At 72.3% G+C, this 13,079-nt stretch carries 11 protein-coding genes; 9 read left to right on the top strand and 2 right to left on the bottom strand.

Annotated features, from left to right (window positions below):
* The first annotated feature begins 42 nt into the window (after positions 1-42).
* The 3 genes from ectB to thpD are packed head-to-tail and all read left to right on the top strand — an operon-like array spanning position 43 to position 2,643.
* Complete coding sequence (gene ectB, locus ACFZAU_RS17215) at positions 43-1,314, top strand: diaminobutyrate--2-oxoglutarate transaminase (protein ID WP_500552811.1); 1,272 nt, start codon at positions 43-45, stop codon at positions 1,312-1,314.
* 19 nt (positions 1,315-1,333) lie between these two features.
* Complete coding sequence (locus ACFZAU_RS17210) at positions 1,334-1,732, top strand: ectoine synthase (protein WP_500552810.1); 399 nt, start codon at positions 1,334-1,336, stop codon at positions 1,730-1,732.
* 5 nt (positions 1,733-1,737) lie between these two features.
* Positions 1,738-2,643 (top strand): ectoine hydroxylase, encoded by a 906-nt coding sequence (gene thpD, locus ACFZAU_RS17205; RefSeq protein ID WP_500552838.1) that lies wholly within the window; start codon positions 1,738-1,740, stop codon positions 2,641-2,643.
* Positions 2,644-3,647: 1,004 nt separating this feature from the next.
* Here thpD and ACFZAU_RS17200 read toward each other — a convergent pair.
* Positions 3,648-5,177 carry an aldehyde dehydrogenase (NADP(+)) gene (locus ACFZAU_RS17200; RefSeq protein ID WP_500552809.1) on the bottom strand — a complete coding sequence of 510 codons (1,530 nt, stop codon included), beginning with the start codon at positions 5,175-5,177 and terminating at the stop codon, positions 3,648-3,650.
* A 112-nt stretch (positions 5,178-5,289) separates the two neighbouring features.
* Between ACFZAU_RS17200 and ACFZAU_RS17195 the strand changes: the two genes are divergently transcribed.
* Positions 5,290-6,057, top strand: a complete 768-nt coding sequence (locus ACFZAU_RS17195) for an IclR family transcriptional regulator (RefSeq protein WP_499606189.1) — start codon at positions 5,290-5,292, stop codon at positions 6,055-6,057.
* A 9-nt stretch (positions 6,058-6,066) separates the two neighbouring features.
* Here the strand turns inward: ACFZAU_RS17195 and ACFZAU_RS17190 are convergent, their stop codons facing one another.
* Positions 6,067-8,100, bottom strand: coding sequence for a beta-galactosidase (locus tag ACFZAU_RS17190; protein WP_500552808.1), 2,034 nt, complete (start codon positions 8,098-8,100; stop codon positions 6,067-6,069).
* 156 nt (positions 8,101-8,256) lie between these two features.
* Here ACFZAU_RS17190 and ACFZAU_RS17185 point away from each other — a divergent pair, with 156 nt between their 5' ends.
* The 5 genes from ACFZAU_RS17185 to ACFZAU_RS17165 all read left to right on the top strand — a co-directional run bounded on the left by ACFZAU_RS17185 (position 8,257) and on the right by ACFZAU_RS17165 (position 13,074).
* Entirely contained in the window at positions 8,257-9,573 is a 1,317-nt protein-coding gene (locus tag ACFZAU_RS17185; protein WP_500552807.1) for an ABC transporter substrate-binding protein, read from the top strand.
* Positions 9,574-9,709: 136 nt separating this feature from the next.
* A complete protein-coding gene (locus tag ACFZAU_RS17180) occupies positions 9,710-10,630 on the top strand; it encodes a carbohydrate ABC transporter permease (protein ID WP_499606186.1) in 921 nt (306 codons plus the stop codon).
* Positions 10,630-11,532: a carbohydrate ABC transporter permease gene (locus tag ACFZAU_RS17175; protein ID WP_500552806.1), complete on the top strand. Its 903-nt coding sequence runs from the start codon at positions 10,630-10,632 to the stop codon at positions 11,530-11,532. Before ACFZAU_RS17180 ends, ACFZAU_RS17175 begins: the two co-directional genes overlap by 1 nt.
* A 22-nt stretch (positions 11,533-11,554) precedes the next feature.
* Positions 11,555-12,577: a LacI family DNA-binding transcriptional regulator gene (locus ACFZAU_RS17170; protein ID WP_500552805.1), complete on the top strand. Its 1,023-nt coding sequence runs from the start codon at positions 11,555-11,557 to the stop codon at positions 12,575-12,577.
* Positions 12,578-12,672: 95 nt separating this feature from the next.
* Positions 12,673-13,074, top strand: a complete 402-nt coding sequence (locus tag ACFZAU_RS17165) for a hypothetical protein (protein ID WP_499606277.1) — start codon at positions 12,673-12,675, stop codon at positions 13,072-13,074.
* Positions 13,075-13,079 lie beyond the last annotated feature (5 nt).

The raw sequence follows: 13,079 nt of genomic DNA, 5'->3' as shown, positions 1-13,079 counted from the left end.
CGTCCCCGCACGACTCCTCCTCCCCCACAGAAGGAATGCACGGTGACCCTCTCCCCGCCCGCCACGTCCGTCTTCGAGACCCTCGAGTCCGAGGTCCGCAGCTACTGCCGCGGCTGGCCCGCCGTCTTCGACCGCGCGCAGGGCAGCCGCCTGTTCGACGAGGACGGCCACGACTACCTCGACTTCTTCTCCGGCGCCGGCGCCCTCAACTACGGGCACAACAACCCCGTCCTCAAACGCGCCCTGCTGGACTACCTGGAGCGCGACGGCATCACGCACGGCCTCGACATGAGCACCACCGCCAAGCGCGCCTTCCTGGAACGCTTCCAGGACGTCGTGCTGCGCCCGCGCGGGCTGGACCACAAGGTGATGTTCCCCGGCCCCACCGGCACCAACGCCGTCGAGGCGGCGCTGAAACTGGCCCGCAAGGTCAAGGGCCGCGAGTCGGTCGTGTCCTTCACCAACGCCTTCCACGGCATGTCGCTGGGCTCGCTCGCGGTCACCGGCAACTCGATGAAGCGGGCCGGCGCCGGCATCCCCCTGGTGCACGGCACCCCGATGCCCTTCGACAACTACCTCGACGGCCGCGTCCCCGACTTCCTGTGGTTCGAGCGGCTGCTGGAGGACCAGGGCTCCGGTCTCAACCAGCCCGCCGCCGTGATCGTCGAGACCATCCAGGGCGAGGGCGGCATCAACGTCGCCCGCCCGGAGTGGCTGCGCGGGCTCGCCGACCTGTGCCGGCGCCGCGACATGCTGCTGATCGTCGACGACATCCAGATGGGCTGCGGCCGCACCGGCCCGTTCTTCTCCTTCGAGGAGGCGGGCATCGTGCCGGACATCGTCACGCTCTCCAAGTCGATCGGCGGCTACGGCATGCCGATGGCGCTGACCCTCTTCCGGCCCGAACTCGACATCTGGGAGCCGGGCGAGCACAACGGCACCTTCCGCGGCCACAACCCCGCCTTCGTCACCGCCACCGCCGCCCTCGACACCTACTGGGCGGACGGCGGGAGCATGGAGAAGCAGACGCTGGCGCGCGGCGAGCAGACCGAGGCCGCGCTGCGCGAGATCCGCACCGAGCACGCGCGCTCCGGCGCCCGCCACCGGGGCCGCGGCCTCGTGTGGGGCCTGGAGTTCACCGACCCCGGCCGGGCCTCCCGGGTGTGCGCCCGCGCCTTCGAACTGGGCCTGCTGCTGGAGACCTCCGGCCCGCGCGGCGAGGTCGTCAAGCTGCTGCCCGCCCTGACCATCACGCCCGAGGAACTGGACGAGGGGCTGCGCACCCTCGCCCGCTCCGTCCGCGAGACCGCCTGACGAAAGGAACCGTCCCACCGTGATCGTGCGATCCCTGAAGGACATCGAGGGCACCGCCCGCGACGTCACCGCCGAGACCGGCACCTGGCGCAGCAAGCGCATCGTCCTGGCCGACGACCGCGTGGGCTTCTCGCTGCACGAGACCGTGATGTACGCGGGGACCGAGACCTCCATGTGGTACGCCCACCACGTCGAGGCGGTGCTGTGCGTCGAGGGCGAGGGCGAACTCACCGACGACGAGACCGGTGAGACGCACCGGATCTCCCCCGGCACCCTCTACCTGCTCGACGGCCACGAACGGCACACCGTGCGCCCCGAGACCGACCTGCGCTTCGTCTGCGTCTTCAACCCGCCCGTCACCGGGCGCGAGGTGCACGACGAGAACGGCGTCTACCCCCTGCTCACCGAGGGAGCGTGACCACGATGACCACCGCGACGACGCACGACCCCAGGACCGACCTCTACCCCACCCGCGGCACGGCCGAGGTGCTGACCCCGCGCCAGGACCCGGTCGTCTGGGGCGCACCCGGCACGTCCGGCCCGCTCCAGCCGTCCGAACTGGGCGACTTCGACCGCGACGGCTTCCTCCCCGTGGACGCGATCATCGGGCCCGAGGACGTGGCCCGCTACCGCGCCGAACTGGAGCGGCTGTGCGCCGACCCGGCGGTGCGCGCGGACGAACGGTCCATCGTGGAGGCGAAGTCCCAGGACATCCGCTCGGTCTTCGAGGTGCACAAGATCAGCCCGGTCTTCGCCGAGCTGGTCCGCGACCCCCGGATCGTCGGCCGCGCCCGGCAGATCCTCGGCTCCGACGTCTACGTCCACCAGAGCCGGATCAACGTCAAACCGGGCTTCGGCGCCTCCGGCTTCTACTGGCACTCCGACTTCGAGACCTGGCACGCCGAGGACGGGATGCCCCGCATGCGCGCGGTCTCGGTCTCGATCGCGCTGACCGAGAACCACGCCACCAACGGCGGCCTGATGATCATGCCGGGCTCGCACCGGACGTTCCTCGGCTGCGCGGGCGCGACCCCGGAGGACAACTACAAGAGGTCCCTCCAGATGCAGGACGCGGGGACGCCCTCCGACGCGGCCCTCACCGAACTGGCGGGCCGGCACGGGATCCGGCTCTTCACCGGGCCGCCCGGGTCCGCGGTGTGGTTCGACTGCAACTCCATGCACGGCTCCGGGGACAACATCACCCCGTATCCGCGGAGCAACGTGTTCATCGTCTTCAACAGCGTGGAGAACGCGGCGCAAGAGCCGTTCGCGGCGCCCGTCCGCCGTCCGGAGTTCATCGGGGCACGGGACTTCACGCCCGTGCGCTGACCCTCCGGGACGCCCGCCGTTGTGCGCGGGTCCGTTGTGGTTTCTGTTGGGGTTTCTCCCCCACCCTCCCTCCCGATTGCCCAGCACGGTTGGTGCGGGCCTGCGCACTGTGCATGGGTGGGCCGGGGGCGGGGCCTCCGGGGTGGGCATTCTGTACCGCATATTTATGTGCATGACGGGCACCACTCGTCGGTACCGTCTCTGCCGCACATCAAATACACGTCAGCGTCCAGAACGCCCACCCCTACGACCCCACCCCCTCCGTATCAACAGCGACCAACGGCCGGTGGAGGGTCACAAGGCAGCCCGGGGCACCGCACCTGTTCGACGCACCCCCGTCATGCGCCCGCGCAACGGGAAGAGGATGTGCGGGGGCCCCCTGGCCGAAGGCTGGGGAAGACACTCGGGAAACCCGGCGCCGAACGACCGGGCTCAGACCGCGAGGCCGTATGGGGCACACCGCGGTCCGAGGTCAACCCAGTTGCCTTACTGACCCCCGACCGGCCGTCATGCGCCCACACGAGAGGAGGGGGTGTGGCGGGGTGCTCCCCCTGGCCGAAGACTGAGGAAGACGAGCGGCATACGCGGTGCCGAATGATGCGGGCTTGCACCGTGGGGCCGTGGGGCCGTGGGGTCAGAGGGCGGTCCGGGGCAACCCCGGGCTACCTCCACACCCCCCACCGGCCGTTGTGCGCCCACACGACCGGAGGGGGTGTGTCGGGGTGCGCCCGGAAACGACGAGCGGCGGACCCGGCGCGGAATGATGTGGGGGTCGACCGCGAGCGTTCTGGGGGTCCCCCCGGCCGAAGGTTGGGGGAGTGCGCCGGCGCGGCCCCGACCCCACAACGAGGTGCGAGGCCCGCACCAATCGCGCCGGATGGGGGTCCCCCCGGCCGAAGGTTGGGGGAGGGCGGGAGGGTGGGAGACAGCCCGCCGCAGGCGCAAAAAACCCGCACACAACAACAGGCCGCAACCACACTCACCCGGCGCAGGAGGCGCCAGCCTCACACTTCGCGCCGCCCATTGAACCGCCGCGGCACCCCCAACGGGTTCCCGTCGCGCAGCTCCGCCGGCAGCACCCCCTCGGGCGCGTCCTGGTACACGACCGGCCGCAGCCACCGCTCGATCGCCGTTCCGCCCACCGAGGTGGACGTCGACGTCGTGGCCGGGTACGGGCCGCCGTGGTGCATGGCCGGGGCCACCGCGACCCCGGTGGGCCAGCCGTTCACCACGACGCGCCCCGCCAGCGGCGTGAGCCGGCGCAGCAGTTCCGCGCCGGAGCCGTCGCCGCCGGACGCCTCGGCCTCGCTCAGGTGCGCCGTCGCCGTGAGGTTCCCGGGGAGCCGTCCGAGCACCCCCTCGACCTCCTCCTCGCTGCCGTACCGCGCGACGACCGTGACCGGCCCGAAGTGCTCCTCCAGCAGCGCGTCGTGCTCACCGTCCTCCGCGAGCCGGGCCGCCGGGACGGAGACGAAGCCGGCGCGCACCAGGTGCTCGCCGCCGTCGCCGGGCTCGACCGGCGCCTCCACCTCCGGGAGCGCCGTCAGTTCGCGCACGCCCGCGATGAAGTTGTCCCGCATGCGGGCGTCGAGCAGCGTGCCGGGGGCGACGTCGCCCACCGCGGCGGCCAGGGACTTGAGGAGGCGGTCGCCCGCCTCCCCCGCCGGGGCCAGCACGAGGCCGGGCTTGACGCAGAACTGGCCGACGCCGAGCGTCACGGACCCGGCGAGTCCGACGCCGATCTGCTCGGCGCGCTCCTCCGCGGCGGCCCGCGTGATGACCACCGGGTTGAGGCTGCCGAGTTCGCCGTGGAACGGGATCGGCACCGGTCGTGCCGCGGCGGCGTCGAAGAGGGCACGGCCGCCCCGCACGGAGCCGGTGAAGCCGGCGGCTGAGACCAGCGGGTGCTTGATGAGGTCGATGCCGGCCTGGAAGCCGTGGACCACCGAGACGACGTCGGCGGGCAGCCCGACCTCGACGGCCGCGCGGCGCAGCGCGTCCGCGCACAGCTCGCTCGTCGCGGGGTGGTCGGGGTGGGCCTTGACGACGACGGGGCAGCCGGCCGCGAGGGCGCTGGCGGTGTCGCCGCCCGGCACGGAGAACGCGAGCGGGAAGTTGCTGGCGGAGTAGACGGCCACGACGCCGAGCGGGATCTTGTAGCGCCGCAGGTCGGGCCGGGGCGGGGCGAGCGTCGCGTCGGCGTGGTCGATGATGACGTCGAGGAAGGCGCCCTCCTCGACGATCTCGGCGAAGGCCCGCAGCTGGTAGGCGGTGCGGCCGAGTTCACCGGTGAGGCGGGCCGGCCCGAGGGCGGTCTCGGCGTCGGCGGCCTCCAGGATGCGGGGGCCGGCCTCCTCCAGGAAGTCGGCCGCGGTACGCAGCAGACGGACCCGCACCTCACGGTCGGCCAGTGCCGGGAGGGCCGCGGCGGCGGCGCGTACCGCGGCGTCGACCTCCTCGGCGGTGGCTTCCACGGCGACCTGCTCCCGCTGCTTCCCGGTTCGGGGATCGACGCTCCACACTGGTACGGCCACCGCGGGTACCTCCAGGCCTTCCGTTCGATATGCTGAACAGCATCCGCAACTGTGAATCTGTTCGGGAGCCTACTTGCGCGGGTCCCGGCCGAACAAGAGGGGTCCACTCCAGATGGCTGCAGGTGAGGGCGGGGCGCAGGTCAAATCCGCGGTGCGGACGGTGGAGCTGCTGGAGTTCTTCGCCGGGCAGCCCGGCATGCACAGCCTGGCCGCCGTGCAGGAGGCCGTCGGCTACCCCAAGTCCAGCCTGTACATGCTGCTGCGCACGCTCGTCGAGCTGGGCTGGATCGAGACCGACGCCACCGGCACACGCTACGGCATCGGCGTGCGCGCCCTGCTGGTGGGCACCTCGTACATCGACGGCGACGAGGTCGTGGCCGCGGCCCGCCCGACCCTGGACCGGCTCTCGGACGACACCAGCGAGACGATCCACCTGGCCCGGCTGGACGGCACCAGCGTCGTGTACCTGGCGACCCGTCAGTCCTCGCACTACCTGCGGCCGTTCACCCGGGTCGGGCGCCGGCTGCCGGCCCACTCCACCTCGCTCGGCAAGGCCCTGCTCGCCACGTACACCGACGAGCAGGTCCGCAAGCTGCTGCCGGAGACGCTGGAACCGCTCACCGAGCACACCCACACCGACCGCGAGAAGCTGATCGAGGAGCTGCACCAGATCCGCGAGCAGGGCTACGCCGTCGACCGCGAGGAGAACACGCTCGGCCTGCGCTGCTTCGGGGTGACCATCCCCTACCGCACGCCCGCGCGCGACGCGATCAGCTGCTCGGTGCCGGTGGCCCGGCTGACCCCGGCCCACGAGCAGCTGATCAAGGACGCCCTCTTCGACGCGCGCGACCGCCTCACGCTGGCGACCCGCCGCCTCTGATCCGCCCGCTCAGGACTCCTCCCGGAGCACCCGGACCGCGCCCGGCGGCACGCTGAGCCGCCCGATGACCCGCTCCCCGGTGAGCAGTTCCGTGCCGGGCACGTCGAGGGGCACCTTCGCCTCGGCCCCGGTGTGGTTGATCACGAAGAGGTACGTGCCCTGCTCGCCGGCGCGGCGGACGACCTCGACGTCCCGCGGTAGTTCGGCCCGCTCCGGCAGTCCCGCGTCCTCCGCGGCGGCGGCCAGGACCGCGTTCAGCCCCGTGGGGCCGAGCCGGGTCGAGACGTACCAGGCCGTGCCGTCGCCCAGGGCGTGCCGGGTGACGGCGGGGCGGCCCGCGGCGGGTCCGTCGGCGTACGTCCAGACCGGCTCGGCGCCGCGGGGCACGACGACCTCGGTCCACAGGTCACCGGTGAGCGCGGGGCCTTCGAGGCCGGCGGGGCCTCCGGGACCTTCGGGACCGGCGGGGCCCTCGAGCCGGACCCTCTCCCCGTCGAGCAGGGGCGCGAACTCCTCGACCGTCAGGCCGAGCACGTCCCGCAGGGCGCCGGGCACCGGGCCCGGGTGGACGGTGTCGTGCTCGTCGACGACGCCGGAGAAGTAGGAGACCAGCAGCGTGCCGCCGCCCCCGACGTAGGCGCGCAGGTTCCGTCCGGCGGCCTCGGTGGTGAGGTAGAGCGCGGGGACGACGACAAGGGGATAGGCCGACAAGTCGGCATCGGGCCGGGCGAAGTCGACGGTCAGGTGCCGGTCGAACAGGGCCTCGTAGAAGCCGTCGGCGCGTTCGCGCGCGTCGTGGTCCTGACTGGGCCGCCACTCCAGCTTCTGCGCCCACCAGGACTGCCAGTCCCACAGCACCGCGGCGTCCGCGACGGTCCGGGTCCCGGCCACCTCGGCGAGGGCCGCGACGTCGGCGCCCAGCCGGACGACCTCCCGCCAGACGCGGCTGTCGGTGCCCGCGTGCGGCAGCATCGCGGAGTGGAACTTCTCGGCGCCGTAGCGGGACTGCCGCCACTGGAAGAACAGGGCGCCCTCCGAGCCGCGGGCCACGTGGGCGAGGCTGTTGCGGGCCATCTGGCCGGGTGCCTTGGCGGGGTTGCGGCGCTGCCAGTTGACGCCGCTGGTGGAGTGCTCCAGCAGCAGCCAGGGGGCGCCGCCGGCGACGGAGCGCGTGAGGTCGGCGGCCATCGCCAGGTTGACGTGGGTGCGGCGGCCGTCGGTGATCAGGTAGTGGTCGTTGGTGACCAGGTCCACCTCGCGGCCCCAGGCCCAGTAGTCCATGGAGTCGCACTGGCTGAGCGCGGTCATGAAGTTGGTGGTGACGGGGACGCCCGGTGACATCCGGTGCAGGATGTCGCGCTCGGCGGTGAAGTTGCCGCGGACGGTCTCGTCGGTGAAGCGGGCGTAGTCGAGTTGCTGGGCCGGGTTGGCGACGGTGGGGGTCAGCCGGGGGGCGTCGACGTGCGCCCAGTCGCCGTAGGCCTGGCCCCAGAAGGCGGTGCCCCAGGCGGTGTTGAGGGCGTCGAGGGTGCCGTAGCGGCCCCGCAGCCACTGCCGGAACTCCTCTGCGGACGCCTCGCAGTAGCAGGCGCCGACGGGCACGCCGTACTCGTTGTGGACGTGCCACAGGGCGAGCGCGGGATGCCGGCCGTAGCGCTCGGCCAGCCGCTGGGTGATCCCGGCGGCGGCCGCACGGTAGGCGGCGGAGCTGTGGCAGATGGCGCCGCGCGAGCCGAAGCCGTAGCGGACGCCCTCGCGGCTGACCGGCAGCGCCTCGGGATGGGCCGCGTAGAACCAGGCGGGCGGTACGACGGTGGGGGTGCCGAGGTCGGCGCGGATGCCGTGTTCGTGCAGCAGGTCCAGCAGCCGGTCGAGCCAGCCGAAGTCGTGGCGGCCGGGCTCGGGCTCCAGCTTCGACCAGGCGAAGATGCCGACGCTGACCATGGTCACACCGGCTTCGCGCATCAACCGGACGTCCTCCTGCCAGACCTCCTCGGGCCACTGCTCGGGGTTGTAGTCGCCGCCGTAGGCGAGGCGCGCCATGGGATCTCCTGGGTCAACTCTGGGAACGTGCACAGCTGCCCGAGGGGCGGCTCGGCCAAGGTAACCGCAGGGCCACAAGCATTGACAAGTGTCGGAGATGTTTCTCTACTGTGAACGCTCACAGCGCCCCGCACACCCTCGTCAGGGGAGGAACCCATGAACAAGCGCCTCGTCGCCGCCTTCGCGGCGGCCGCGCTCTCCACCACGCTGTCGGCCGGCTGCGGTTCGTCGGACGACGGCGGGGACGGAGGCAAGGCGGAGTCCAAACCGGTCAGCCTCACCTACTGGGCCTGGGCCCCGGGCCTGGACAAGGTCGCGGAGGTCTGGAATGCCGGCCCCGGCAAGGAGGCCGGGATCACGGTCACGGTGAAGAAGCAGGCGTCGGGCGACGACCTGGTCACCAAGATCATCACCGCGTCGAAGGCGCACAAGGCCCCCGACCTCGTGCAGGCCGAGTTCCAGGCCCTCCCCACCCTGGTGAGCAACGACGTCCTGGCCGATATATCCGGGCAGGCCGGTGACGCGAAGAAGGACTTCGCCGACGGTGTGTGGCAGCAGGTGACCCTCGGCTCGGACGCGGTGTACGCGATCCCGCAGGACACCGGGCCGCTGATGTTCTACTACCGCCAGGACCTGTTCACGAAGTACGGCCTGAGCGTGCCCACGACGTGGGACGAGTTCGCGCGGACGGCCCGCGCCCTGAAGAAGAAGGACGCCACGAAGTCGCTGACCACCTTCTCGGCGACCGACCCCGGCCTGTTCGCCGGCCTGTCGCAGCAGGCGGGCGCGAAGTGGTGGACCACCAGCGGGGACACGTGGGACGTCGCCATCGACGACGCCGCTTCCACCAAGGTCGCCGACTTCTGGGGCGGCCTGGTGAAGGAGGGCGTCATCGACAACCAGCCGATGTACACCCCCGCCTGGAACAAGGCGCTCAACACCGGCACCCAGATCGCCTGGGTCAGCGCCGTCTGGGCACCGGGCGTGCTGACGACGGCCGCGCCCGACACCAAGGGCAAGTGGGCCATGGCACCGCTGCCGCAGTGGAACGCGGGCGAGGCCCTCACCGGCAGCTGGGGCGGCTCCACGACCGGCGTGAGCAACGACTCCCGGCACAAGGACGCGGCCGTGAAGTTCGCGACCTGGCTCAACACCGACCCGGAGGCCGTGACGGCCCTGGTGAAGAACGGCGGCATCTACCCGGCGGCCACGGCCGCGCAGAGCGGGGACGCGCTCGCGCAGGCGCCGGAGTTCTTCTCCAACCAGCCGGACTTCTACACCAAGGCCGCCGAGATCGCGAAGACCACCGCCCCCGGCGCCTGGGGCCCGAACGTGAACGTCGCCTACAGCGCGTTCAAGGACGCCTTCGGCAAGGCGGCGCAGGACAAGGCCGGCTTCGGACCGGCGCTGGGCGCGGTGCAGTCGGCGACGGTCGCCGACATGAAGAAGCAGGGCTTCTCCGTCGCGGAGTGACGCGCGGTAGCCCCTCGAGGCCGACCGGGGGCACCACGCGCCCCCGGTCCCCCGCTCGCCCGGTGTTCCACCCGCCGACCGCGCCCGCCGCCCGCTAACTAGTCGCCCGCCGTCCGCCGCCCGAAACGAGCCGCCCATGCCGCCCACGCCCGCCGCCCGGCGCACCCGACGCCTCGCCCCCTACGGCTTCCTCCTCCCCGCCCTCGTCCTGTTCGCCGCGACCTTCGCGCTCCCCATCGGCTACGCCGTCTACCTGAGCTTCCGCAAGATCGAGGTCAAGGGCCTGGGCCTGGGCCGGGGCGCACGCGGCGAGGCCTGGGCGGGGCTGTCCAACTACACCTCCGTCCTGTCCGACGCCGAACTCCTGCACGGCGCCGCCCGCATCCTCGGCTACGGCGCCGTCGTGGTGCCGGTAATGCTGGGACTCGCCCTGCTGTTCGCGCTGATGCTGGACGCGCAGCGGACCCGTCTGCGCGGCTTCTCCCGGCTGGCGATCTTCCTGCCGTACGCCGTGCCCGGAGTGGTCGCCGCCCTGCTGTGGGGCTTCCTCTACCTGCCCTCGCTCAGCCCGCTCCACTACGCGCTGGGCGCGCTGGGCCTGCCCGAGCCGGACCTGCTGACCGGTGGCGCGCTGTTCGGCGCCCTGGCGAACGTCGCCGTGTGGGGCGGCACGGGCTTCAACATGATCGTGATCTACACGTCGCTGCGGGCGGTGCCCGCCGAGATCTACGAGGCCGCGCGCATCGACGGCTGCTCGGAACTGCAGATCGCGCTGCGGGTCAAGATCCCCACGGTGGCGCCGGCGCTCGTGCTGACCTTCTTCTTCTCCATGATCGCGACCTTCCAGGTCTTCGGCGAGCCGATGACCCTGAAGGGGATGACCAACTCCATCTCCACGACCTGGAGCCCGCTGATGAAGGTCTACCAGGACGCCTTCGTCCGCGGCGACCTCCATTCGGCGGCCGCGACCTCGGTGGTCATCGCCCTCGTCACCCTCGTCCTGTCCTTCGGCTTCCTGCGGGCGGCCAACTCCCGTACCCGGCAGGGAGCCTCCTGATGAGCGTCACGGCAACCCCCCTCGACCGGCGGGCCGCCACCACCGCGGCCCGCGCCACCGCACCGCGGCGGCGCCGCGGCGCCGGTCTCGTCCCGACCGTCGTACTGCTGCTCGGCGCGGCCTACTGCCTGCTCCCGGTGGCGTGGGTGCTGGTCGCGTCGACGAAGAGCAGCCGCGAGCTCTTCGCGACGTTCACCTTCCTGCCCGGCACCGGCCTGGCCGGCAACGTCTCCGCGCTCACGGCGTACCGCGACGGCGTCTACTGGCGGTGGATGCTCAACTCCCTCTTCTACGCGGGCTTCGGCGCGCTGCTGTCGACGGCGGTGTCCGCGGTGAGCGGCTACGCGCTGGCGAAGTACCGCTTCCGGGGCCGCGAGGCGATCTTCAACGTCCTGCTGACCGGGGTGCTGATGCCGCCGGTCATCCTGGCTATCCCGCAGTACCTGCTGATGGCCAAGGCGGGTCTGGCCGACAGCTACCTGTCGGTGCTGCTGCCGAGCGTCCTGGCGCCGTACGGCATCTACCTGGCGCGGATCTACGCCTCCGCCGCGGTGCCGGACGAGGTGGTGGAGGCGGCCCGGGTGGACGGGGCGCGCGAGTGGCGGATCTTCCGCACGATCGCGCTGCCGGTGATGCTGCCCGGACTGGTGACCGTCTTCCTCTTCCAGTTCGTGGCGATCTGGAACAACTTCCTGCTGCCGTTCATCATGCTGGGCGACGACGAGAAGTTCCCGGTGACGCTCGGCCTGTTCACCCTGCTCCAGCAGGGCGCCTCGGCGCCCGCCCTGTACACGCTGGTGATCACCGGTGCGATGCTGGCGATCATGCCGCTGATCGCACTGTTCCTGGTGATCCAGCGGTTCTGGAGCCTGGACCTGCTCTCCGGGGCCGTAAAGTCCTGAGGAGCCCCGAAGGAAGAACGGTATGAGCCGCACAGAACGACGCCGTCCCCCGACGATCCACGACGTGGCCCGCGAGGCGGGCGTGTCGCGGGGCACGGTGTCGCGCGTCCTCAACGGCGGGCACAACGTGAGCCCGGCCGCGCTGGAGGCGGTCAAGGCCGCCATCCGCCGCACCGGCTACGTGGTGAACCGGCACGCCCGCAGCCTGATCACCGGGCGGTCGGACTCGGTGGGCTTCCTGCTCACTGAACCGCAGGAGCGCTTCTTCGAGGACCCGAACTTCAACGTGCTGCTCAGCGGCTGCACCCAGGCGCTGGCCGCGCACGACATACCGCTGCTGCTGATGATCGCCGGCGACGAGCCCGAGCGGCGGCGGATAACCCGCTACATCACCGCCGGGCACGTCGACGGCGTGCTGCTGGTGTCCAGCCACTCGGGCAACCCGGTCGCCGAGCGGCTGGAGAAGGCCGGGGTGCCGGTCGTCGCGTGCGGTGAGCCGCTCGGGCAGGGCGGCCGGGTCGCGTACGTGGCGGCCGACGAGCGGGGCGGCGCGCACCGGATGGTGCGGCACCTCGTAGCCTCCGGGCGGCGCAGGATCGCCATGATCACCGGCCCGCTGGACACCCCCGGCGGTGTGCAGCGCCTGGCGGGTTACCGCGAGGAGCTGGCCGCCTCGGGGCTGCCCGCCGACGGGACGCTGGTCGCTGAGGGCGACTACAGCCGGGCCAGCGGGGAGGCCGCGATGACCGCCCTGCTGGGCCGCTCCCCCGGCCTGGACGCGGTCTTCGTCGCCTCCGACCTGATGGCGCAGGGCGCGCTGGCGGCGCTGGAGCGGGCAGGGCGGCGGGTCCCGGAGGACGTCGCGGTCGGCGGCTTCGACGACTCCCCGGCGGCGCTGGCCACGCTGCCGCCGCTGACCACCATCCGCCAGCCCTGGGACCGGATCAGCGCCGAGATGGTGCGGCTGCTGCTCGCCCGCATCGCCGGGGACGAGCCGTCCGGGGTGATCCTCCCGACGGAGCTCGTGCGGCGGGAGTCGACCTGAACATCCCATAGGATCAGGGGAGTTGGGGCGCCGAAGCCGTCGCCCCCGGACTTGGAGGACCGGTGCGTCTCCCCCGCTCCCTTTCCGGCTGGACCATGGCCGTCTTCGGTCTGCTCGCCGCCGCGCTCGGCATCGTCGGGATCGTCTCGCCGGCCGTCCAGCTCTCCCTGCTCGGCTTCGCCCGGCCGGACCACCGCGCGGCCGGCGACCACACCCTGGTCTTCCTCACGGCTTCCTCGATGGCGGCGCTGAACATGGGCGTGTACTACGTCCTGGCGGCCCTCGCCGACTGGCGCGCCTTCTTCCGCTGGACGGTCCCGTTCCGGCTGCTGACCTTCGCCGTCTTCACCACGGCCGTGGTGATCGGCCGGGCGCCGTCCGGCTTCCTCGGGGTCGGCGTGTGGGAGGGCGTGGGCGCGCTGGTGACGGGCGCGGCCCTCTGGTACGAGGGCCGCGGGGCCCGGGCCGCGACCCCCGGGGGCACCGCGGCCGCGTGACCCGC

This window comes from Streptomyces sp. NPDC008238 (genome assembly GCF_042956445.1).
In the GTDB taxonomy this organism is placed as follows: domain Bacteria; phylum Actinomycetota; class Actinomycetes; order Streptomycetales; family Streptomycetaceae; genus Actinacidiphila.
This window is presented reverse-complemented; position numbering and strand designations above follow the sequence as displayed.

Excerpts from the sequence above, each read along its gene's own strand:
- ACFZAU_RS17165 (WP_499606277.1), top strand. The coding sequence starts at position 12,673 with ATGGCCGTCTTCGGTCTGCTCGCCGCCGCGCTCGGCATCGTCGGGATC.
- ACFZAU_RS17175 (WP_500552806.1), top strand. The coding sequence starts at position 10,630 with ATGAGCGTCACGGCAACCCCCCTCGACCGGCGGGCCGCCACCACCGCG.
- ACFZAU_RS17185 (WP_500552807.1), top strand. The coding sequence starts at position 8,257 with ATGAACAAGCGCCTCGTCGCCGCCTTCGCGGCGGCCGCGCTCTCCACC.
- ACFZAU_RS17170 (WP_500552805.1), top strand. The coding sequence starts at position 11,555 with ATGAGCCGCACAGAACGACGCCGTCCCCCGACGATCCACGACGTGGCC.
- ACFZAU_RS17195 (WP_499606189.1), top strand. The coding sequence starts at position 5,290 with ATGGCTGCAGGTGAGGGCGGGGCGCAGGTCAAATCCGCGGTGCGGACG.
- ACFZAU_RS17180 (WP_499606186.1), top strand. The coding sequence starts at position 9,710 with ATGCCGCCCACGCCCGCCGCCCGGCGCACCCGACGCCTCGCCCCCTAC.
- thpD (WP_500552838.1), top strand. The coding sequence starts at position 1,738 with ATGACCACCGCGACGACGCACGACCCCAGGACCGACCTCTACCCCACC.
- ACFZAU_RS17190 (WP_500552808.1), bottom strand. The coding sequence starts at position 8,100 with ATGGCGCGCCTCGCCTACGGCGGCGACTACAACCCCGAGCAGTGGCCC.